Here is a 21,161-nt window from a genome sequence, read left to right on the forward strand (position 1 = left end):
GCGGCCATCCTCCCGTCGGGTGCGCCAGACAGGGGTGGACGGCGCGCCGCGGCAGGGGCACCGTGGGCACCATGACGACCATGAGCCTCCCCCTCGTCAGCACCTGCAGCGTCGACGGCTGCTCGTACAACCACGACCACGACTGCCACGCCGGAGCGATCACGGTGACCGGCTCGTCGTCGGCGTGCGGGACGTACGTCCACACCGATGCCAAGGGCGGCGCGGACAGCACCGCGACGGTGGGGGCGTGCCACCGGACCGACTGCGTGCACAACTCCGCCCTGGAGTGCACCGCCCACGACGTCGAGGTGGGTCCGGGGGCGGACGTCGCCGACTGCCTGACCTTCAGCGCGCGCTGAAGCGCGCGCTGACCCGGTCACTGCTCACCGCCTGACAGCAGCGCCAGCGTGTCCGCGAGCGCGGTCACGCCGGCCAGGCAGTCCGCGGTCTCGGCGTGCTCGTCGGGGCTGTGCGAGACGCCGGTCGGGTTGCGGACGAACAGCATCGCGGTCGGGACGCCCGCCGCGGACAGCACGCCTGCGTCGTGGCCGGCCATGGTCGGGATGACCGGCCAGCGGTGCGGCTCCGCGATCCGCGCGGCGAGGGCGGGGTCGAACGCCACCTCGGGTGACACCGACTCGGCGGTCACCGTGAGCGACGTGCCGTCCCGGCCGGCGCGTTCTTGCGCCTGCCGCTCGACGTCGGCGAGCAGCTGCTCCAGCGCGGTCGACGACTCGGCGCGCGCGTCGAGCCACGCGGTCACGTGGGAGGGGACGGCGTTGGTGCCGTTGGGGCGTACGTCGACCCGTCCGAACGTCGCGCGCTGCCCGGAGACCCGGGCCTGCTTGTTGGCGGCCAGCGCGGTCATCGCATAGCTGAGCATCGGGTCGCGCCGGTCCTCCATCCGGGTGGTGCCGGCGTGGTTGGCCTCGCCCGCGAAGTCGAACCGGTAGCGCCCGTGCGGCCAGATCGCGCTGGCCACGCCCACCGCCTCGTCGCGGTCGACAAGGTCGCGGCCCTGCTCGACGTGCAGCTCGACGAACGTCGCGACCCCGTCGAGCCAGGTGCCGCGCGAGCCGTCGAGCCCCTCGTCGGCCAGCGCGTCCTCGAGCGCGAGACCCTCACGGTCGCGCAGCACCCGGGCCGTCTCCCACGACGTCGCGCCGGTGAGCAGCCGGGAGCCGAGGCAGGCCAGGCCGAAGCGCGAGCCCTCCTCCTCGACGAACGCGCCGACCGCGACCGGCCGGCGCGGCTCGAACCCGCGACCGCGCAGCACGTCGACGGCGGCCAGCGCCGACACGACGCCCAGCGGTCCGTCGTACGCACCGCCGTCGAGCACGGAGTCGAGGTGCGACCCGGTGAGCACGGCGTCGGTGCGGCCGGTCCCCCACCAGGCGACGAGGTTGCCAAGCCCGTCGCGCTCGACGGCGAGCCCGCGCGCCTCGGCCTGCTCGACGAACCACGCCCGCGCCTCCCGTTCCGGGGCCGTCCACGGCTGCCGGAAGTACCCGCCGCTGCTCGCCGACCGGCCCAGCGGGAGCAGGTCGCGCCACATCTGCTCGAAGTCGTCAGTCACGATGGCTCCCATGGAGTTCCAGGATGTCGTACGTCGTCGTCGGATGGTGCGCAGCTACGACCCCGACCGCCCGGTGGACCCCGCGGTGGTGGAGCGGCTGCTGGACAACGCGGTCCGGGCGCCGAGCGCGGGGTTCAGCCAGGGCTGGGGGTTCCTCGTGCTGGAGTCTGCCGAGGACCGCGCCCGGTTCTGGGAGGCCACCTCCGACGACGCCGGCGACGACGGGGCGCCGGACGGCTGGCTCACCGGGATGATGACGGCGCCGTTGATCGTGGTTCCCCTGTCCTGCAAGGAGATCTACCTCGAGCGCTACGCCCAGGACGACAAGGGCTGGACCGACAAGGACGAGTCGCGCTGGCCGGTGCCGTACTGGGACATCGACACCGGCATGGCGTCGCTGCTGATCCTGCAGACCGCCGTCGACGAGGGCCTGGGGGCGTGCTTCTTCGGCGTGCCGCCGGCGAGGATGGAGGCGTTCCGCACGGCGTTCGACGTGCCGGCGGCGTACACCCCGATCGGCGCGATCACCGTCGGCCACAAGCCGGCCGACCCCGCGCAGACCGGCGCGAAGGGCAGCCCGACGCGACGGGCGCGTCGGGATCCGGGCGAGGTGGTGCACCGCGGCCGCTGGACGGCGCGTCCGTAGGATGAGGGCGGGGTGAACGCGATGAGCGACAAGCAGACCAACCGCCTGGCCGAGTGGCAGGACGAGGAACGCCGGTTGCGCGAGGCAGCCGTGACCAAGGCGATGGGCGCCGCGCCCGAGCCGGAGGTCGAGGCCGCCGACGAGGCCGCCGAGGAGAGCGCCCGCGCCCGCATCGACCAGCAGACCGCGTGGGTGGACCGTCAGGTGCGCGCGGCGATCGCGCGCGGGGAGTTCGACAACCTGCCCGGAGCGGGCAAGCCGCTGAAGCTGCCGGATACGCACGACCCCGACTGGTGGACCAAGCGGCTCATCGAGCGCGAGAAGATCACCGGCATCGCGCCGCCGGCCATCGGCCTGCGCGCCGAGGACGCCGCGCTCGACGCGGAGCTCGACCGGATGGCGACCGAGGAGCAGGTGCGCGAGGCGCTCGCCGACTTCAACCGCCGTGTCGTCGAGGCGCGCCGCCAGCTCCAGGGCGGTCCGCCCGTGGTGACGCCCACGCGCAACGTCGAGGACGAGGTCAACGCCTGGCGGCAGCGCCGCGCGGAGCGCCGGGCCGTCGTGCGCGCCGCCGAGCTGCGCGAGAAGGCCGAGACCCCGCGCCGCCGTTGGTGGCAGCGCCGGGCAACCCACTAGCCCTCCTGCATCGGGACACGCACGCCGCGCTCACGCGCGACCTCGACCGCGTCGTCGTAGCCCGCGTCGACGTGCCGGATCACGCCCATGCCCGGGTCGTTGGTGAGGACCCGCTCGATCTTCTGCGCCGCGAGGTCGGTGCCGTCGGCGACCGTGACCTGGCCGGCGTGGATCGAGCGGCCCATGCCGACACCGCCGCCGTGGTGGATCGAGACCCAGGTCGCGCCGGAGGCGGTGTTGACCAGCGCGTTGAGCAGCGGCCAGTCGGCGATGGCGTCGGAGCCGTCGAGCATCCCCTCGGTCTCGCGGTACGGCGAGGCGACCGAGCCGCAGTCGAGGTGGTCGCGGCCGATCGCGATCGGGCCCTTGAGCTCGCCCGACGCGACCATCTCGTTGAACTTCAGGCCCGCCCGGTGCCGCTCGCCGTACCCGAGCCAGCAGATCCGCGCCGGCAGACCCTGGAAGTGCACCCGCTCGCCGGCCATGGTGATCCACTTCCGCAGCCGCTCGTTGTCGGGGAAGAGCTCGAGGATCGCCTTGTCGGTCGCGGCGATGTCGGCCGGGTCGCCGGACAGCGCGGCCCAGCGGAACGGGCCCTTGCCCTCGCAGAACAGCGGCCGGATGTACGCCGGAACGAAGCCGGGGAACTCGAACGCCCGGGCGAAGCCGCCCTTGCGCGCCTCGTCGCGGATCGAGTTGCCGTAGTCGAAGACCTCGGCGCCCTTGTCCTGGAAGCCGACCATCGCCTCGACGTGGCGGGCCATCGACTCCTGGGCCTTCTCGGTGAGCAGCTGCGGGTCCTTGTCGCGCATCGCCGCCCACTTGTCGAACGGCACGCCGGTCGGCAGGTAGTACAGCGGGTCGTGCGCCGAGGTCTGGTCGGTGACGATGTCGATCGGTGCCTCCTTGGCCAGCAGCGCCGGCACCATGTCGGCGGCGTTGCCGAGCACGCCGATCGACAGCGGGCGCCGCTCGTCGCGCGCCTCGACCGCGAGCCGCAGGGCCTCGTCGAGGTTGTCGGCCTGCACGTCGAGGTAGCGGTGCTCGATGCGGCGGGTGATCCGCGACTGGTCGCACTCGATGCAGATGACCACGCCGTCGTTCATCGTCACGGCCAGCGGCTGCGCGCCGCCCATGCCGCCGAGGCCGGCGGTCAGCGTGATCGTCCCGGCGAGGGTGCCGTCGAACCGCTTGTCGGCCACCGCCGCGAACGTCTCGAACGTGCCCTGCAGGATGCCCTGGGTGCCGATGTAGATCCACGAGCCCGCGGTCATCTGGCCGTACATCGTCAGCCCGAGGTGCTCGAGCCGGCGGAACTCCTCCCAGTTGGCCCAGTCGCCGACGAGGTTGGAGTTGGCGATCAGCACGCGCGGCGCCCACTCGTGGGTGCGCATCACGCCGACCGGCTTGCCCGACTGCACCAGCAGCGTCTCGTCGGCCTCGAGGTCCTGGAGCGTCCGGACGATCGCGTCGTACGCCGCCCACGACCGCGCGGCCTTGCCGGTGCCGCCGTACACGACGAGGTCGTCGGGGCGCTCGGCGTTCTCCGGGTCGAGGTTGTTCATCAGCATGCGCAGCGGCGCCTCGGTCTGCCACGACTTGGCGGTCAGCTCGGGGCCACGGGGGGCGCGCACCTCGCGCGGCCCCGGCTCGTTCGGGTGGTCGAGCTTGCGATGTCCTGAGCCTGTCGAAGGGTCGAGACCACTACTCATTGCAGCTCTCCAATCGTCTCCTCGACCACGCGGACCAGGGCGCCGGAGACGACGTCCTGGTAGGCGTGCTCGATCTCGGGAGCGAGGTGCCGGTCGGGACCCGGCCCCTCGACGTTGCGGCGCAGCAGCGCCAGCGCGGCGCCCGTGGCGGGCGACGGGGTCAGCGGCGCGCGCATGTCGAGCGCGCGGGCGGCGGTGAGGTACTCGATCGCGACCACGCGGGCCAGGCCGTCGACCGACCGGCGCAGCTTGCGCGCGGCCGACCAGCCCATCGACACGTGGTCCTCCTGCATCGCGCTGCTCGGGATCGAGTCGACCGAGGCGGGCACCGCGAGGCGCTTCATCTCCGAGACGATCGCGGCCTGGGTGTACTGCGCGATCATGTGGCCCGAGTCGACGCCGGGGTCGTCGGCGAGGAACGGGTGCAGGCCGTGGTTGCGGGCCTTGTCGAGGAACCGGTCGGTGCGGCGCTCGCTGATCGAGGCGACGTCGGCCGCCGCGATCGCGAGGAAGTCGAGCACGTAGGCGACCGGCGCCCCGTGGAAGTTGCCGTTGCTCTCGACCCGGCCGTCGTCGAGCACCACCGGGTTGTCGACCGCGCTCGTCAGCTCGCGGCCGGCGACGGTCGCGGCGTGGTCGACCGTGTCGCGCGCGGCGCCGTGCACCTGGGGGGAGCAGCGCAGGGAGTACGCGTCCTGGACCCGGTTGCAGTCCGGCCCGCGGTGGCTGGCCACGACGCCGGAGTCGGCCAGGAGGAGGCGCAGGTTGGACGCGCTCGCGCCCTGGCCGGGGTGCGGCCGCAGCGCCTGGAGGTCCTCGGCGAACACCCGGTCGGTTGCGAGCTGGGCCTCGACCGACATCGCGGCGGTGACGTCGACGGCCTTGAGCAGGTTGCGCAGGTCGGCGATCGCCATGACGAGCATGCCGAGCATGCCGTCCGTGCCGTTGATCAGCGCGAGGCCCTCCTTGGCGGCCAGCTCGACCGGGGTCAGGCCGGCCTCGCTGAGCGCGACCGCCGCAGGGCGCTTCACACCGTCCTTGTCGTGGACGTCGCCCTCGCCCATCAGCGCGAGCGCGCAGTGCGAGAGCGGCGCGAGGTCGCCGGAGCAGCCGAGCGAGCCGTACTCGTGCACGACCGGCGTGATCCCGTGGGTCAGCATCCCGGCGAGGGTCTGCGCGGTCCGGAGCCGGACGCCGGTGTGGCCGGTCGCCAGCGTCGAGAGGCGCAGCAGCATCAGCGCGCGCACCACCTCGCGCTCCACCTCGGGCCCGCTGCCCGCGGCGTGCGAGCGGACCAGCGACCGCTGCAGCTGGGCGCGCAGGTCGGTCGGGATGTGCCGGGTCGCCAGCGCGCCGAACCCGGTCGAGATGCCGTACGCCGGCGTCGCCGCCGCGGCCAGCGTCTCCACCGCGTCGCGCGCCCGCCCGATCGCAGCGACCGCGTCCTCGCCGAGCTCGACGGCCGCGCCTCCGCGGGCGACCGCGACGACGTCCTCGAACGACACGGGACCGGTGCCGACGACCACGACCCGGGTGGTCGAGCCGTCCCGGGTGGTCGAGCCGTCCCGGGTGATTGAGCTTGTCGAAACCATGACCTCATCCCACCGCAGCCGCGGCCCCGGCACCACGCCCGCCGTACGTCCGCTGTCTCGGATCCGAGACAAGGCTAGAGTGACGCCGTGCAGCTGAGGTTCGCGACCGGAGGCGCCGCCGAGGGGTGGGCGCAGGTCCAGATGTCCGCCAGCCCGTTCCTGGTCAGCTCGGAGGAGGCGGTGCTCCACGACATGGCGCACCACCCCGCGACGCTGGCGCGCTACGTCGTCGTCGAGGACGGCCAGGTGCTCGGCCTGACGCGCGTGCGCGACAGCCGGCCGGGCGAGGTGCGCGCGATGATCCAGGTGCACGTCGACCACCGCGGTCGCGGCGTCGGCACGCTGCTGCTCGCCCAGGTCCTGCGCGTCGCCGGCGACCGCAGCGTCGCGGGCGTGGTGAACGGCGACGACCACTCGGTCGGGGTCAGCGACCACTGGGGCTTCGTCCGCGAGCGGTCGCACCGCATCTCCGCGGTCGACCCGCGCGACGCGCCTCCCGCGCCGCCGACCCCCGACGACCTCACCGTCGTCCCCCTCACCGACGTCGACCCCGCGGGCGTCTGGGCCTGCCTGCAGGAGGTCGCGCTGGACGACCCGTCCGGACTCACCCGGCCGGTCCCCCTCGACGAGTTCCTGGCCACCGAGTGGGCCGACCCGCTGCACCGGCCCGACCTCGGCCGGGCGGCCGTCACGGCGGACGGCACGCCCGTCGCGTACGCCGAGATCACCGCCGCCCACGGCCGCGCCTGGAACGCCATGACCGGCACGCTGCCGTCGCACCGCGGCCGCGGCCTCGCCACCCTGGTCAAGGCGCACGCCCTCGCCGCCTGCGCCGCCGCCGGGATCACCAGCTGCGGCACCGGCAACGACGACGCCAACGCACCGATGCTGGCGGTCAACGACCGGCTCGGCTACCGGCCGTCGGCGGTCACCTGGAGCGCGCGGCGAGCGGGATGAGCAACGTCCCCGCGGCGACCCGCGCGCTGCGGGTGCTGCGCTACCTCGCCAGCCAGCCCGACCCGGTCAGCCTCGACCGGCTCGCGTCGGCGGTGGGGCTGCCCCGGTCCACGGCCTACCACCTGATGGCCGCGATGGAGGCCGAGGGCTTCGTCACCCACCTGCCCGACGAGCACCGCTACGGCCTCGGCGTCGCGGCCTTCGAGGTCGGCAGCGGCTACAGCCGGCAGGCGCCGCTGCAGCGCATCGCCCGCCGCCCGCTCGCCGCACTCGTCGACACGCTCGGCCAGAGCGCGCACCTCGCGGTGCTGCACGGCCGCGACGTGCTGTACGTCGTCGAGGAGCGCGCCCCCGGCCGCCCGCCGCTCGTCACCGACGTCGGCGTCCGGCTGCCCGCGCACCTCACCGCCAGCGGGCGCGCGGTGCTCGCGGCGCTGCCGGCCAACCAGGTGCGCGCCCTCTACCCCGACCGGGCCGCGTTCGTCACCCGCCACGGCTCCGGGCCCGCGTCGCCCAGCGCGCTCCGGGCACTGCTCGCCGAGACCCGCCAGCGCGGCCACGCGGTCGAGGACGGCGAGGTGACGCCGGGGTTCGCCTCCGTCGCCGCGGCGGTGCTCGACCACAACGGGCACCCCGTCGCCGGGGTCGCGGTCACCTACCCCTCGGCCGAGCAGCCGGACTTGCCGTCGCTCGCCGGCCACGTCCGCCGTACCGCCGCGGGACTGAGCCGACGGCTCGGCGGCGCACCGGTGACGTAACCCCCCGGCGTGGAACTCGTTCTACCTGCATGGTGACCCCTGCGCCCGACGACCGCGCCCCGCAACGCCGCCGCCTCGTCGCGGCCGCCGTGCTCGCCGCCGGCACGCTGGTGGGCAGCGCCGTCGTCGTGCCGACGTACGGGATCCCCTTCACCGGTGACGAGTCCGCCACCGAGGCCACGACCAACCGCTGGGCGGGTGACGGCTCCCTCGCCCAGCGGTACGACGCCGCGGTGCGCGAGACCCGCCGGGCCGACGCGCTCCGCGCCCACGCCGAGGCCGAGGCGAAGGCGCTCGCCGACGCCGGCCTCGACGACGGGCACGGGCACAGCCACACCGACGCGACCACCAAGAACGCCGTGTCGCGCAGCGCCGACGACGGACCCGCCACCGAGGACCCGACCACGCTCGGTCAACGGCTCGCCGGGATGCAGGCCGTCGCGCGGCAGCGCGCCGAGAGGGACCCCGAGCTCGTCCCGGTCGCCAAGCGGCCCGACCGGCAGCGCAGCCCCGAGGACCGCTACGCGATGGCGGGCGGCTGCTACGCGCTGCGCAGCACCACGACCGGGCAGTGGGTCGCCCGTGCCGGGGCGGGCTACGCCGCGACCGCCGGTGCGAAGACGCAGGCGGAGCCGTTCCACTTCCAGGCGACCGACCTCGGGACGTACCTCCTGTTCGGGCGCGACAAGACCTTCGCCGCCCGCAAGCCCGGCGTGCCGCTGCTGCAGCCCACGTCGGTCGCCGCCGCCGCGCAGCCCAGTGCCGACGCCGACTGGACCGCACGAAGGGTCGGCACGACGTACTCCTTCGGCTTCCCGAGCGGCGACCGCCTGGCCGTCGACGACACCGGCGCGGTCGTGCTCGGCCCCGACGCGGAGCGCTTCGCCCTGCGCACCACGACGGGCTGCGCGCCGTGGGACGAGATCACGACCAACGTCCAGGGTCGCCCGTTCCGCGGCGTCTCCGCCATCCAGGAGACCCGCGGCTACGTCGACGCGCACACCCACGGCATGGCCTTCGAGTTCCTCGGCGGACGCGCCCACTGCGGCAAGCCGTGGGACCCGTACGGCGTGCAGTACGCCCTCGTCGACTGCCCGGACCACAGCGCCACCGGCGGCTACGGCGCGCTGCTCGAGACCGCGCTGTCCGAGCGCGTCGGCCACGACCCGGTCGGCTGGCCGACGTTCAAGGACTGGCCGGCGCCTGACTCGCTCACCCACGAGGGCACCTACTGGAAGTGGATGGAGCGCTCCTGGCGCGGCGGCCTGCGGGTGTTCGTGAACCTGCTCGTCGAGAACAACAAGCTCTGCGAGCTCTACCCGCTGAAGAAGAACTCCTGCGACGACATGGACTCGATCCGCCTGCAGGCGCGGCAGATGCGTGCGTTCGAGCGCTACATCGACGCGCAGTACGGCGGCCCGGGCGAGGGCTGGTACCGCATCGTCACCAACCCGTTCCAGGCACGCCGCGTCGTCAACGAGGGCAAGCTCGCCGTCGTCATGGGGATCGAGACCTCCGTGCCGTTCACCTGCACGATGAAGGCCGACGTCCCCCAGTGCGACGCCGCCACCATCGACCGGCAGCTCGCCGAGGTGCACAGGATGGGGGTGCGCCAGATGGAGCTGGTCAACAAGTTCGACAACGCCCTCTCCGGCGTCGCCGGCGACGAGGGCTCGACCGGGCTGCTGGTCAACAGCGCCAACTTCCTCGAGACCGGCTCCTACTGGGCGATGGAGCACTGCGCCGGCACCGACGGCAAGCACGACAAGGCCCAGTACGCCGCCCCGGCCGGCATCGACCCGGAGCAGCAGGACGCCCTGTTCGGCGCGATCGCCGAGGTCAGCGGCGTGCAGCCGGCCCCGCTCTACGGGCCGCCCGAGCACTGCAACCGGCGCGGCCTCACCGACCTGGGCAGGCACCTGATCAACCGGCTCGCGCAGCGCGGCATGATCTTCGACCCCGACCACATGTCCGTCGCCGGCCGCGACGCCGCGCTCGACCTGCTCGAGCAGATCGACTACCCCGGCGTCGTCTCCAGCCACTCGTGGTCGACGCCCGACGCCTACCCGCGCATCTACCGCCTCGGCGGCACGATCACGCCGTACGCCGGCGACTCCACCGGCTTCGTCGAGAAGTGGAAGCGGCACCTGTCGTGGGCCGACCCGCGCTACTACTTCGGCTTCGGGTACGGCGCCGACATGAACGGCCTCGGCGCGCAGGGTGACCCGCGCGGCGCCGACGTGCCGAACCCGGTCACCTACCCCTTCACCGGCCTCGGCGGCGTGACGGTCGACAGGAACGTCAGCGGCCAGCGGGTCTACGACGTCAACGTCGACGGCGTCGCGCAGTACGGCCTCTACCCCGACTGGATCGAGGACCTCCGCAAGGTCGCCGACGCGCAGTCGCCGGGCGAGGGCGCGCAGATCGCCGACGACATGGCGCGCGGCACCGAGGCCTACCTGCAGATGTGGGAGCGGGCGGTCGGTGTCGGCAACGACGCCTGCCGGGACCCCGAGGTCGCCAAGCACGCCCGAGTGATCCGCAGGCTGCCGGTCGGCTCGCCGGTCCGCCGGGTGCTGCTCACCGCCGGACAGCCGCACGCCCGCCTCGACGACACCTTCACCTACTGCGCGACCACCAGGTCCGGTGCGACCACGAAGGTCTGGCTGTCCTTCGACGACCGCGGCCGGCTCACCCGGATCCACTAACGGAACTCGCCGTTCACGGCAACAGGTCCAGTCCGGTTCGCTGGTCCGGCTCCAGGACGGTGACACCGCGCCGCGGCCCGTGGCAGGTTCGACAGATGCACGGGTCCCGTGCCCTGGTGGCTCGGATCGGATGGTGGGTGGCCTACTTCGCGGTCATCGGCGTCCCGCTCGCCCTCGCGTGGAGGTCGTTGGAGACGGCCCCCACCCTGGCCACCTGGTACTCCATCGTGACCGGGCTGCTCGCCTTCTCGATGCTGGTCGTCACGGTGGTGCTGATCGCGCGGCTGCCGTTCGTGGTCTCCGCCTTCGGGATCGAGACCGCGCTGCTGATGCACCGCCTCGCCGCCGTCACGCTGGCGGTGCTCGTCGTCGCCCACATCGCCCTGGTCCTCGGCAGCGACCCGCGGGGGTTGACGATCCTCGACCTCACCGACACCACCGCGGCGGCCCGGGCGGCGGTCGTCTCCACCCTGACGCTGACGGCCGCCGTGCTGCTCGCGCTGTGGCGCAAGCGCCGTCAGCCGCGCTACGAGGGATGGCGGTTGGTGCACGTGACCCTGGCCGCGATCACCTTCCTGGCCGCGTTCCTACACATCTGGTGGCTGAACCACCTACGCGCGACCACCTCGATCGCGGTCCTCTTCGACGTGCTGGCCATCGTCGTGGTCCTCGTCGGACTTCGCCGCTGGGCCTGGCTGCCGCTGCGTGCGCGCCGCCGCCAGTACGTCGTCGAGGAGGTGGCTCCGGGTCCGAGCAGCTCGGTCACGTTGGTGCTGCGGGCGCACGGGCACCGCGGCGTGCCCTTCCACGCCGGCCAGTTCGCCTGGCTCAAGGTGAGTTCCTCGCCGTTCGCCTTCGAGGAGCACCCGTTCTCGATCGCCTCGACCGCGCACACCCCGCACCGCAAGGAGTTCACGATCAAGGCGCTGGGCGACTTCACCAGCGCGCTCGGCCAGCTGACCCCGGGGCGTCGCGTCTACCTGGACGGCCCCTACGGCGGGTTCACTATCGACGGCCTGGAGAAGTCACCGGGCTTCGTGTTCATCGCGGGCGGCGTCGGGCTCACCCCGATGCTGAGCATGCTCCGGACGCTGCGTGACCGTGGTGACCAGCGCCGCCACCATCTCGTCGTCGGCGCCCGCAGCCTCGACGACCTGATGCTGCGCGAGGAGATCGCCGGGCTCACGACCGGGCTCGACGTCCGGGTGACCGAGGTGATCGAGTCCCCCGGCGAGAGCTGGGCCGGGGAGACCGGACGGATCGACGGCCGGCTGCTCGACCGGGTCCTGCCCCGCCACGCGCGCCACTACGACTACTTCCTCTGCGGTCCGCCGGCCATGGTGGCCGCCGTCGGGCAGCAGCTGCGCGCGCTCCGCATCCCGGCGGGGCGCATCCACACCGAGCGGTTCGAGGTCGTCTGACACACGTGTCGCGATCCCACCCCGCTCACGCGGATCTCGTCGCCACCGCCCGGTACTCCTCCTCGGTGGCCGCGATCCTGGCGTCCTCGAGGTACCCGACCTCACCCGTGTCCAGCAGCTCCTCGAGCATGGCCAGGCAGAGGTGGTAGCCGGCGCCGGACTTGGTGAGGTACTCCTCGCCGGGTTCACCGAACCACGTCGACAGCACCAGCCGGGTGCCACCGTCGTGGGGCTCCAGCTCCCAGCGCAGCCGGTCTCCCTCCCAGATCCACTCCAGCAGCGTCGGCTCCTCCCACGCGACCAGCTCGCCGTGCGTCACCGGCTCGTCGATCTGCCAGCGCTCCACCTGGCGCGGCCAGAACGGCAGCTCCAGCTCGGCCCCGGGCACCCGCTCGCCGCCCACGACCACCAGGTCGGTCGGGAACCAGTGCACGAGGTGCTCCCCTTCGGTCAGCGCGCGCCACACCTTCGCAGGCTGGTGCTTGAGGTGCCGCACGAACTGCACACCGCCGTCGGGCAGCAGTCGCCCCAGCCGGGCGTCCTCGGTCGTCGTCATCAGTCCTCACTGCCTTTCATGTCGTCCATGGCATCCAGCCGGGCCTCGAGCGCGTCGAGCCGCTCGGCCCAGAACCTGCGGTACGGCGCCAGCCACACGTCGAGCTCGCGGAGCGGCTCCGGCCGCAGCGCGTACACCCGCCGCCGACCCTCCGGCCGCGCCCGCACGAGGCCGGCCTCGGTCAGCGCCCGCAGGTGCTTCGACACGTTGGGCTGCGCGACGCCGAGCGCCGCCACCAGGTCGTTCACCGGCAGCTCGCCCTGCCGCAGCAGGTCGAGGATCCGGCGACGGGTGGTGTCCGCCAGGGCGTCGTACAGCGTGGTGCTCATCGTCCTGAAAATATGCCTCGGTCGGCATATGTTGGTCAACCCGAGCCACGAGGTTTGCCGAAAGTTACTCGTTGGTAGGCTGCGGGCGCACCGTGTGACTTTCACCGCTGACGCGGCCGTCCGCGCGGCACTAGGCTCAGCCGACGCGCGAGCCGTCGCCGCAGAGGAGACTTGATGCAGATCTTCGCCATCGTGGTGTCCCTGGCCATCACCGCCGTCGGTGTCGCCCTGTTCGTGAAGGCGATCCGGCACATCATCGCGGTGGTCAAGCTGGGCCAGCCGACCGCGTCGCGCACCGGCAACCCGAAGGCGCGCACGGTGACGCTCCTCAAGGAGTCGCTCGGCCACACCCGGATGCTGCAGTGGACGGCGGTCGGCGTCGGGCACTGGTTCGTGTTCATCGGCTTCGGGCTGCTGTTCTTCACGCTGCTGACGGCGTTCGGCCAGCTGTTCGACCCGCACTTCGCGCTGCCGCTGATCGGCCATTTCTTCCTCTACGAGTGGATCACCGAGCTCTTCACCTGGGCGATGCTCGTCGCGATCGTCGCGTTCATCGGCTACCGGCTGAGCCGGCCCAAGGAGCGCGAGCGCGGCACTACCGGCCGCTTCTACGGCTCGACGATGTGGCAGGCCTACTTCGTCGAGGCCGTCATCCTCGGCGTCGGGCTCTGCATCGTCACGCTCCGCGGCCTCGAGTACGCCCTGGTGGCCGACGAGGGCGACGCGTCGGTGTTCCACTTCCCGCTGACCTTCTGGCTCGGCGAGGCGTTCGGCGGCCTGTCCACCACCGGCGTCGAGAACGCCATCTACCTCGTCGCGATGCTCAAGATCGTCATCTCGTTCACCTGGATGATCGTCATCTCGCTCAACACCACGATGGGCGTCGCGTGGCACCGGTTCACGGCGTTCTTCAACATCTTCTTCAAGCGCAAGGACACCGGCGGTACGGCGCTCGGCGGGCTGCAGCCGATGATGGTCAACGGCGAGCCGATCGACTTCGAGAACATCGAGGACCTCGACGAGGACGCCGCGATGGGCGTCGGCAACATCGAGGACTTCGCCTGGAAGGGCATCCTCGACTTCACGTCCTGCACCGAGTGCGGCCGCTGCCAGTCGCAGTGCCCGGCGTGGAACACCGACAAGCCGCTGTCCCCGAAGCTGCTCATCACCAACCTCCGCGACCACGCCTACGCCAAGGCGCCGTACCTCCTCGCCGACCCCGACGAGCGCGACGGCCTGCCCGACGAGGTCAAGGCCGCGGCCGAGCGCGAGCTCGTCGGCGCCACCGAGGGCGACCCGACGCTGCCGAGCGGCGGCGCGGTGATCGACCCCGACGTGCTGTGGTCGTGCACGTCCTGCGGCGCCTGCGTGCAGCAGTGCCCGGTCGACATCGAGCACGTCGACCACATCGTCGACATGCGCCGCTACCAGGTGCTGATCGAGTCGAGCTTCCCGTCCGAGCTCAACGGCCTGTTCAAGGGCCTGGAGAACAAGGGCAACCCCTGGAACATGTCGCCCAACGCGCGGATGGACTGGGCGAAGGACCTCGACTTCGAGGTCAAGCAGGTCGGCGTCGACGTCGAGGACCTCGACGAGGTCGACTGGCTGTTCTGGGTCGGCTGCGCCGGCGCCTACGAGGACCGCGCCAAGAAGACCACCCGCGCGGTCGCGGAGCTGCTCACCACCGCGGGCGTCTCGTTCGCCGTGCTCGGCGACGGCGAGACCTGCACCGGCGACCCGGCTCGCCGCGCCGGCAACGAGTTCGTGTTCCAGCAGCTCGCGATGCAGAACGCCGAGGTGTTCAAGGAGACCAAGGTCAAGAAGGTCGTCTCCACCTGCGCGCACTGCTTCAACACGCTGAAGAACGAGTACTCCCAGTTCGGCGTCGAGCTCGAGGTCGTGCACCACACGCAGCTGCTCAACCGGCTCGTCCGCGAGGGAAAGCTGACCCCAGTCGCCGACCGGTCCGCCGGCAACGGCGCGAAGCGGTCCGTCACCTACCACGACCCCTGCTACCTGGGCCGGCACAACCAGGTCTACAGCCCGCCGCGCGAGCTGCTCGACGTGATCCCCGACGCGAAGCTCACCGAGATGCCGCGCAACAGCGAGCGGTCCTTCTGCTGCGGCGCCGGCGGTGCCCGCATGTGGATGGAGGAGAACCTCGGCGAGCGGATCAACCTGAACCGCACGACCGAGGCCCTGGAGACCGGTGCCGACCAGATCGCCACCGGCTGCCCGTTCTGCCGGGTGATGCTGTCCGACGGGCTCACCGCCAAGCAGGCCGACGGCTCGGCCCGCGAGGAGGTCGAGGTGCTCGACGTGGCGCAGCTGCTGCTCGCCTCGGTCAAGCGCGCCCCGAAGCCCCAGGCTCCGGCCGAGCCGGCCGCTGCCGAGCCCGAGCCGGTCGCCGCGGCGACGGCGACCGCGGTGCTCGACCGGCCCGAGGAGACCAGCGAGTCGAGCGGGACCGACGAGGCCGTGAAGGCCGAGCCGGAGCCCGAGGACGTCACGCAGACCGAGGACACGGTGACCGAGCCGAGCGAGGTGGGCCCTGCCGCGGAGGCGAGCGAGGAGCCGACCCCGACGCCGGAGGATCCGGCCGCAGAGACCGAGCCGGCCGATGTCACCGAGCCCGACCCGGCCACGTCCGACGAGCCCGACTCCTCGACCGAGCCCGAGGACGACGCCGCGGTCCAGGCAGACAAGGACGAGAAGCGGGACGACACCCTCTTCTGAGGCACGCTCCCCACGCGAAACTGCCGCATCCGGTGCGAAGTTTCGCGTGGGGCGCGCTGGTTTCCCACCAGATGGTGGGAAACCGACAGCTCACTCCGCGACGACCTCGCCGCCGTCGAGGAACCTCTCGAACGAGCCCTGCGGCTCGGTGCTGCCCTTGGCCGGGATGACCTCGCTGGAGTACTGCGCGAGGTAGACCCGGCGCATCCGGTCGGTCGTGTTCGCGCCGCTCCGGTGGATGACGACCGACGAGAAGCACACGATCGATCCGGCCGGCGCGGTCACCGGCATGCCCGGGTCGGAGCCGAAGTAGCAGACCTGGTCGTTGGTCACCGGGTCCGCGACGTGCTTGATGTAGGAGCGGATTCCCGAGCGGGAGTACGGCAGCAGGTACACCGAGCCGTTCTCCTCGGTGACGTCGTCGAGCGCGATCCAGCAGGTGAGGTACGGCTCGTGGTCCTCGTGGACGTACCCCGAGTCCTGGTGCCAGGCGAACGACGTGTCGGGGTCGCCGGCCTTGATGACGTACTGCTCCCAGAACAGGTAGGCGCTGTCGCCGAGCACGGCCCGGCAGATGTCGGCCATGGTGTCGCCGAACAGGAACCGCCGCAGCTCCGGCCGGTCGTGGTAGATGAAGTTGCTGAAGTAGCGCTTGCCGCGCGCGTTGATGCCGATCCGGTCGACGCCGGCCTCGTCCATCGCCGCGTCGAGCTTGTCGATCGAGAACTGCGCGCCGCTGCGCAGCAGCTCGAGCTCCTCCTCGCCGAGCACGCCGGGCAGCACGAAGTAGCCCTCGGTGCGGTACTGCTCGAGCATCTCCGGCGTCACCAGTGAGGCGCGGGTGTCGGTCGTGGTGGTCATGGGTCCTCCGAGACAGGGGCAGTGCTTGAGGTGCTGACGTCCACGACGCTAGGCAGCACGGCGTACGGCGGGGAATGGCGCGATCCGGACCGGACATGAACGTTCTGGCGCGGCTAGGGTCGCGGCATGCGCAGCGTCGTCGCGGTCTCCGACGGCCCGGTCACCCGGCTCGGCCGGCTCGTGCTGGCCGGCGAGGTGCTCGACGACGAGCCGATCATGCCGCGCAGCCTGCGCACGATGGACGCGTGGGTGCTGTCCGTCGTGGTCGACGGCGAGGGGCACTACCGCGACGGCGACGGCCGGGACGAGGCGCTCGGCCCCGGCGCGCACACCCTGGTGGCGCCGGGGTTCCCGCACACCTACGGCACGACCCCCGGCCGGCGCTGGACCGAGCTCTTCGCCGTGTTCTCCGGGCCCCTGTTCGACTCCCTGGCGGACCTCGGCCTGCTGTCCGGGACCGGCCCGCGGTACCCCCGGCCGGCGCCACCCGTCGAGGCGCTGCGGCTCCTGCTGCGCAAGCCCCCTCAGTCCGAGCGCGCCGCCGAGCACCAGCTCCTCGCCCTGGCCGACTGGCTCGTGGACGTGCAGGACGCCGACGCGGCGCCGGACGAGCGCGAGCTCACCCCGGAGATCGCGCTCGCCGCCGCACGGCTCACTGACGACCAGACGGCCGCGCTCGACCTGGACGAGCTCGCCGGCGAAGCCGGGCTGAGCTACGACACGTTCCGCCGCCGGTTCACCGCCCAGGTCGGCCAGCCACCCTCGACGTACCGCACCAGCCGACGCCTGCAGACCGCCGCCACCCTGCTCCGGCTGACCGACATGACGCACCGCGAGATCGCGCGCACGCTGGGCTTCGCCGACGAGTTCCACCTCTCGCGCCGGTTCCGCGCGATGTACGGCGTGGCCCCGCGCGACTACCGGCGCGGCTGAGCGACCCCGGCCCTTGACACCCCGGCGTCACGGCTGGTGGGGTGTGAGAAACCGGTTTCTGAATCCGGCCTCGCCGCACCACCGCCCCTGGAGGACTCCCCCATGACCACCGGCACCGACCGCGAGATCTCGGCCCGCGACGACTGGGAGCAGCGGATCTCGACCCGCTCCGACCAGCGCGATGCCACGGCCGTCCCCGACCTGCCGCCGCCGGACGCCCTGTCCGCCACCCCCGGCCAGGGTCACGTGACCCTGCGCTGGGCCGCCGTGCCGGGCGCCGTCGGCTACCTCGTCCACCGCGCCCCCGCCGGCTCCCCGCGCGACGCCTTCGTCCCCGTCGACCACCGGGGCGGGGACGTGCTGTCGGTGCCGGACACCTGGTACGTCGACACGACGGGCGAGCCCGGCACGGCGTACGACTACGCCGTCGCGTCGGTACCCACCGTCAACGAGTGCGGCGTCCTCGGCGACCCGGTCACCGCCACCGCGCTCCCCGGCGACGGCTCGGTGCCCGAGGTGCGCGTCGCCGTCGACACCACCGCGGAGGGCACCCCGCTCCCGCGGCCGTGGCAGCCGATGATCGGCAGCGAGCGGCTGAGCCAGCTGCTCTGCGAGGACCTCTCCGGCGGCCGGGTGATCGGCACCGAGCTGCGCGCGGCGCTCGCCCGCGTGCACGACGAGGTCGGCGTCGCGACCGTGCGCGCGCACTCGATCCTGCACGACGACCTCGGCGTGTACCGCGAGGTCGACGGCGAGCCGGTGCACGACTTCACGCTGGTCGACCGGGTCTACGACACGATCCTCGACATCGGGCTGCGGCCGTGCGTCGAGCTCGGCTTCATGCCGCGCGACCTGGCCAGCGACCCCGACAAGAAGGTCTTCGAGTACGGCGGGATCATCTCGCCGCCCAAGGACTACGACCGCTGGGCGGACCTGGTCAGCGCGCTGGTGCGGCACCTGATCGACCGCTACGGCGAGGACGAGGTGCTGGGCTGGGACTTCGAGGTCTGGAACGAAGCGAACCTCACCGTCTTCTGGTCCTCCACCCGACCCGAGTGGATGAAGCTGTACGACGTCACCGCCGCCGCCGTGAAGTCCGTCGACGAACGTCTCGCCGTCGGTGGCCCGTCGTCCGCGGCGGCCGGCTGGGTCGACGAGCTGCTGGAGCACACCAGCCGGTCCGGCTCGCCGGTCGACTTCGTCACGACGCACACCTACGGCAACGCGCCGCTCGACGTACGCCCGACGCTGGAGCGGTACGGCAGCGACGCCCGCATCGTCTGGACCGAGTGGGGCGTCACGCCGACCCACTTCAACCCGGTGAACGACACCGTGTCGTCGGCGACGTTCCTGCTGCACGGCATGAAGTCGTCGGCGGGGCGGCTCGACGCGCTGTCCTACTGGGTGGCCAGCGACCACTTCGAGGAGCTCGGCCGCCCGCCGCGCTTCCTGCACGGCGGCTTCGGGCTGATCACGGTCGGTGGCATCGCCAAGTCGCGCTACCACGCGCTGCACCTGCTCGCCCACCTCGGCGAGACCGAGCTGCCGGTGAGCGCGGACGGCGACGGCGCCGACGGCCTCGTGCAGACCTGGGCCTCGCGGCACGACGACGGCAGCCTCACCCTGCTGCTCTGGAACCACACCCTCGACCAGGGCAAGGCCGAGGGCGACCCCGCGCTCGCGCGCACGGTCCGGCTCGAGCTCGACGGTGTGGCGTCCGGCGCCGACGTCACGGCCACCCGGCTCGACGCCGACCACGGTGACGTCACCACGCTGGCCGCGGGGCTCGGCGTCGGCGACTGGCCGACCGACGAGCAGTGGGAGCAGCTGAAGGCCGCGGACTCGCTCACCGCCGAGCCGGCGACGCTCGACGGGAACGTCCTCGAGGTCGCCCTGGCCCAGCCGTCCGCCGTGCTGGTCCGCATCGCCGCCCCGGCGTGAGCTCGCTGCGCGCCGAGGCGGGGGTCGGCCAGGTCACGCTGACCTGGCCGGCCGTCGCCGACGCGGTCGGGTACGTCGTGCACCACGGCGCCGGTCCCGACTCGCTGGCGCCGCTCGACCACGGCGGCGGCGACCTGCTCGTCGTCCCGTGCGCGCCGTACGCCGACACCCGGCGGGAGGCCGGCGGCTGGTACGCCGTGGCCCCCGTGCGCAGCGTCGAGGACGCTCCGGGCACGCCCGGGAGCCCGGTGCACGCGGAGCCGCTCCCGGCCGACGCCGTCCCGGAGGTCGCGGTCCGCGTCGACGTCGCCGACCGCCGCGGACGGCTGCCCCGCCCGTGGCGCACCTGCATCGGGAGCGAGCACCTCAGCCACCTGCTCTCCACCGACGAGTGCGGCGGCCGGCCGATCGGTGCCGAGTCGGTCGCGGCGCTGGCCCGCGTGCACGCCGAGCTCGGCGTCGAGCGGGTCCGTGCGCACGGCACGCTCGGCGACGACCTGGGCGTCGTCACCACCGGTGTCGACGGCGCTCCCCTGCATGACTTCTCCCGGCTCGACGCGGTCCTCGACACCGCGCTCGGCACCGGCGTACGACCGGTGCTGGAGCTCGGCTGGACCCCGCGGGCCCTCGCCCCTGACGAGCCGTGGCACGAGATCACCCCGGCCGGGCTCGCCGACCCGCCCCGCGACCTGTCCGCCTGGGCGGACCTGGTCGAGGCGTTCGTCCGCCACCTGCGCGAGCGGTACGGCGACGACGAGCTCGCCCGCGGCTGGGCGCTCGAGGTCTGGAACGAGCCCAACCTCGGCTGCTTCTGGACCGGCGACCAGCAGGACTACCTCGACCTCTACGACGCCAGCGTCGCCGCCATCCGGCGCGCGCACCCGACCCTCCCGGTGGCCGGACCCGCGACCGCCGCGGTCGGCTGGCTCGACGCGTTCCTGAAGCACGCCGGCGGCCTCGACATCCTCACCCCGCACGCCTACGGCATCCCGCCGCTCGACCTCCGGCCGGTGCTCGCCCGGCACGGCCGCGAGGACGTCGCCGTGTGGTGGACCGAGTGGGGCCCGACGCCGACGCACTTCCACCCGGTCAACGACCACCCCTGGGTCGCGTCCTTCACCGCCCGCGGCATGCTCGCCGCCGCTCGCGCCGACGCCGCCGTGGCGTGCTGGGTGTCCAGCGACCACTTCGAGGAGCTCGGCCGCCCGCCACGGCTGGTGCACGGCGGCTTCGGCCTGCTCAGCGTCGGCAACCTCGCCAAGCCACGGTTCTGGGCGCTGCGCGCCCTGGAGCTGCTCGGCGACGAGGAGGTCGGCACCTCGGTCTCCGGCGACGGCGCCGAGTCACTCGTCCAGGCCTGGGCCGGCGTCGACCCCGACCGAGTCGCGGTCACGGTGTGGAACGGCAGCCTCCAGCAGCACGACTGGGCCGAGCCGCGCGACGACCTGCGCCGCACGGTCCGGCTCGACGTCGCCGGCCTCGCGTCGGGGCGGTACGCCGTACGGCACCGGCGGGTCGACGCCGACCACTCCCACCTCGCGAAGCATGCCGCGGACCTCGGCGTCGCCGGCTGGCCCGACGAGGACCAGTGGCACACGCTCCGCGGCCTCGACGTGCTCGCCGACCTGCCGGCCGGTCCGGTAGACGTGGGCGCCGACGGGACCGCCACGCTGATGCTGGACCTGCCGACCAGCGCGCTCAGCCTGGTGGAGCTGACCCCCGCATCTCAGTAACGGGTCACGAACGACAAGCCGCGGCCCGCGTGTCGTGTCGCTCGTGACCCGTTTCTCGTCGGCCTG

General features: G+C 72.9%; 17 protein-coding genes. 11 read left to right on the top strand and 6 right to left on the bottom strand.

Annotation, left to right across the window (positions count from 1 at the left end; all coding sequences use genetic code 11):
• Positions 1–80: 80 nt before the first annotated feature.
• A complete protein-coding gene (locus ETU37_RS16205; RefSeq protein ID WP_240755778.1) occupies positions 81–359 on the top strand; it encodes a DUF1540 domain-containing protein in 279 nt (92 codons plus the stop codon).
• Positions 360–376: 17 nt separating this feature from the next.
• Here the strand turns inward: ETU37_RS16205 and ETU37_RS16210 are convergent, their stop codons facing one another.
• Entirely contained in the window at positions 377–1,576 is a 1,200-nt protein-coding gene (locus ETU37_RS16210) for an allantoate amidohydrolase (protein ID WP_240755779.1), read from the bottom strand.
• A gap of 10 nt (positions 1,577–1,586) precedes the next feature.
• Between ETU37_RS16210 and ETU37_RS16215 the strand changes: the two genes are divergently transcribed.
• Both ETU37_RS16215 and ETU37_RS16220 read left to right on the top strand, forming a co-directional pair.
• On the top strand, positions 1,587–2,222 hold the full coding sequence (locus tag ETU37_RS16215) for a nitroreductase family protein (protein WP_129988378.1): 636 nt from the start codon (positions 1,587–1,589) through the stop codon (positions 2,220–2,222).
• A gap of 21 nt (positions 2,223–2,243) precedes the next feature.
• A complete protein-coding gene (locus ETU37_RS16220) occupies positions 2,244–2,858 on the top strand; it encodes a DnaJ family domain-containing protein (RefSeq protein ID WP_240755780.1) in 615 nt (204 codons plus the stop codon).
• On the opposite strand, the gene hutU is transcribed toward ETU37_RS16220, so the two are convergent.
• Entirely contained in the window at positions 2,855–4,570 is a 1,716-nt protein-coding gene (hutU, locus tag ETU37_RS16225) for a urocanate hydratase (protein WP_129988379.1), read from the bottom strand. The two genes, ETU37_RS16220 and hutU, sit on opposite strands and share 4 nt — an antisense overlap.
• Positions 4,567–6,162: a histidine ammonia-lyase gene (gene hutH, locus ETU37_RS16230; protein ID WP_129988380.1), complete on the bottom strand. Its 1,596-nt coding sequence runs from the start codon at positions 6,160–6,162 to the stop codon at positions 4,567–4,569. Before hutH ends, hutU begins: the two co-directional genes overlap by 4 nt.
• Before the next feature lie 87 nt (positions 6,163–6,249).
• Here hutH and ETU37_RS16235 point away from each other — a divergent pair, with 87 nt between their 5' ends.
• The 4 genes from ETU37_RS16235 (at position 6,250) to ETU37_RS16250 (ending at position 12,006) form a co-directional block, all read left to right on the top strand.
• Positions 6,250–7,119, top strand: a complete 870-nt coding sequence (locus tag ETU37_RS16235) for a GNAT family N-acetyltransferase (RefSeq protein ID WP_129988381.1) — start codon at positions 6,250–6,252, stop codon at positions 7,117–7,119.
• Positions 7,116–7,877: an IclR family transcriptional regulator gene (locus ETU37_RS16240; protein WP_129988382.1), complete on the top strand. Its 762-nt coding sequence runs from the start codon at positions 7,116–7,118 to the stop codon at positions 7,875–7,877. Before ETU37_RS16235 ends, ETU37_RS16240 begins: the two co-directional genes overlap by 4 nt.
• Positions 7,878–7,906: 29 nt before the next feature.
• A complete protein-coding gene (locus ETU37_RS16245) occupies positions 7,907–10,585 on the top strand; it encodes an amidohydrolase family protein (protein WP_129988383.1) in 2,679 nt (892 codons plus the stop codon).
• 95 nt (positions 10,586–10,680) lie between these two features.
• A complete protein-coding gene (locus tag ETU37_RS16250) occupies positions 10,681–12,006 on the top strand; it encodes a ferredoxin reductase family protein (RefSeq protein WP_129988384.1) in 1,326 nt (441 codons plus the stop codon).
• Positions 12,007–12,031: 25 nt separating this feature from the next.
• On the opposite strand, the gene ETU37_RS16255 is transcribed toward ETU37_RS16250, so the two are convergent.
• A complete protein-coding gene (locus ETU37_RS16255) occupies positions 12,032–12,562 on the bottom strand; it encodes an SRPBCC domain-containing protein (protein WP_129988385.1) in 531 nt (176 codons plus the stop codon).
• The gene (locus ETU37_RS16260; protein WP_129988386.1) at positions 12,562–12,891 is read right to left on the bottom strand and encodes an ArsR/SmtB family transcription factor; all 330 of its coding nucleotides are present in this window, start codon (positions 12,889–12,891) and stop codon (positions 12,562–12,564) included. Before ETU37_RS16260 ends, ETU37_RS16255 begins: the two co-directional genes overlap by 1 nt.
• A gap of 174 nt (positions 12,892–13,065) precedes the next feature.
• On the opposite strand from ETU37_RS16260, the gene ETU37_RS16265 reads away from it, so the two are divergent.
• Positions 13,066–15,627: a heterodisulfide reductase-related iron-sulfur binding cluster gene (locus ETU37_RS16265; RefSeq protein WP_129988387.1), complete on the top strand. Its 2,562-nt coding sequence runs from the start codon at positions 13,066–13,068 to the stop codon at positions 15,625–15,627.
• A 90-nt stretch (positions 15,628–15,717) separates the two neighbouring features.
• On the opposite strand, the gene ETU37_RS16270 is transcribed toward ETU37_RS16265, so the two are convergent.
• On the bottom strand, positions 15,718–16,488 hold the full coding sequence (locus tag ETU37_RS16270; RefSeq protein WP_129988388.1) for a phytanoyl-CoA dioxygenase family protein: 771 nt from the start codon (positions 16,486–16,488) through the stop codon (positions 15,718–15,720).
• 126 nt (positions 16,489–16,614) lie between these two features.
• On the opposite strand from ETU37_RS16270, the gene ETU37_RS16275 reads away from it, so the two are divergent.
• From ETU37_RS16275 to ETU37_RS16285, 3 genes are all read left to right on the top strand, one after another.
• Positions 16,615–17,421 (top strand): helix-turn-helix transcriptional regulator, encoded by an 807-nt coding sequence (locus ETU37_RS16275; RefSeq protein ID WP_129988389.1) that lies wholly within the window; start codon positions 16,615–16,617, stop codon positions 17,419–17,421.
• A gap of 102 nt (positions 17,422–17,523) precedes the next feature.
• Positions 17,524–19,362, top strand: coding sequence for a GH39 family glycosyl hydrolase (locus ETU37_RS16280; RefSeq protein ID WP_129988390.1), 1,839 nt, complete (start codon positions 17,524–17,526; stop codon positions 19,360–19,362).
• Positions 19,359–21,095, top strand: a complete 1,737-nt coding sequence (locus ETU37_RS16285) for a GH39 family glycosyl hydrolase (RefSeq protein WP_165372557.1) — start codon at positions 19,359–19,361, stop codon at positions 21,093–21,095. The genes ETU37_RS16280 and ETU37_RS16285 overlap by 4 nt, the downstream gene beginning before the upstream one ends.
• Positions 21,096–21,161 lie beyond the last annotated feature (66 nt).

The organism is Nocardioides iriomotensis (assembly GCF_004168035.1).
GTDB classification, from domain to species: Bacteria; Actinomycetota; Actinomycetes; order Propionibacteriales; family Nocardioidaceae; genus Nocardioides_B; species Nocardioides_B iriomotensis.

Coding starts and splice junctions, on each gene's coding strand:
- ETU37_RS16255 (WP_129988385.1), bottom strand. CDS start 12,562: ATGACGACGACCGAGGACGCCCGGCTGGGGCGACTGCTGCCCGACGGC.
- ETU37_RS16245 (WP_129988383.1), top strand. CDS start 7,907: ATGGTGACCCCTGCGCCCGACGACCGCGCCCCGCAACGCCGCCGCCTC.
- ETU37_RS16270 (WP_129988388.1), bottom strand. CDS start 16,488: ATGACCACCACGACCGACACCCGCGCCTCACTGGTGACGCCGGAGATG.
- ETU37_RS16250 (WP_129988384.1), top strand. CDS start 10,681: ATGCACGGGTCCCGTGCCCTGGTGGCTCGGATCGGATGGTGGGTGGCC.
- ETU37_RS16220 (WP_240755780.1), top strand. CDS start 2,244: ATGAGCGACAAGCAGACCAACCGCCTGGCCGAGTGGCAGGACGAGGAA.
- ETU37_RS16205 (WP_240755778.1), top strand. CDS start 81: ATGAGCCTCCCCCTCGTCAGCACCTGCAGCGTCGACGGCTGCTCGTAC.
- hutH (WP_129988380.1), bottom strand. CDS start 6,162: ATGGTTTCGACAAGCTCAATCACCCGGGACGGCTCGACCACCCGGGAC.
- ETU37_RS16280 (WP_129988390.1), top strand. CDS start 17,524: ATGACCACCGGCACCGACCGCGAGATCTCGGCCCGCGACGACTGGGAG.
- hutU (WP_129988379.1), bottom strand. CDS start 4,570: ATGAGTAGTGGTCTCGACCCTTCGACAGGCTCAGGACATCGCAAGCTC.
- ETU37_RS16265 (WP_129988387.1), top strand. CDS start 13,066: ATGCAGATCTTCGCCATCGTGGTGTCCCTGGCCATCACCGCCGTCGGT.
- ETU37_RS16260 (WP_129988386.1), bottom strand. CDS start 12,891: ATGAGCACCACGCTGTACGACGCCCTGGCGGACACCACCCGTCGCCGG.
- ETU37_RS16215 (WP_129988378.1), top strand. CDS start 1,587: ATGGAGTTCCAGGATGTCGTACGTCGTCGTCGGATGGTGCGCAGCTAC.
- ETU37_RS16275 (WP_129988389.1), top strand. CDS start 16,615: ATGCGCAGCGTCGTCGCGGTCTCCGACGGCCCGGTCACCCGGCTCGGC.
- ETU37_RS16240 (WP_129988382.1), top strand. CDS start 7,116: ATGAGCAACGTCCCCGCGGCGACCCGCGCGCTGCGGGTGCTGCGCTAC.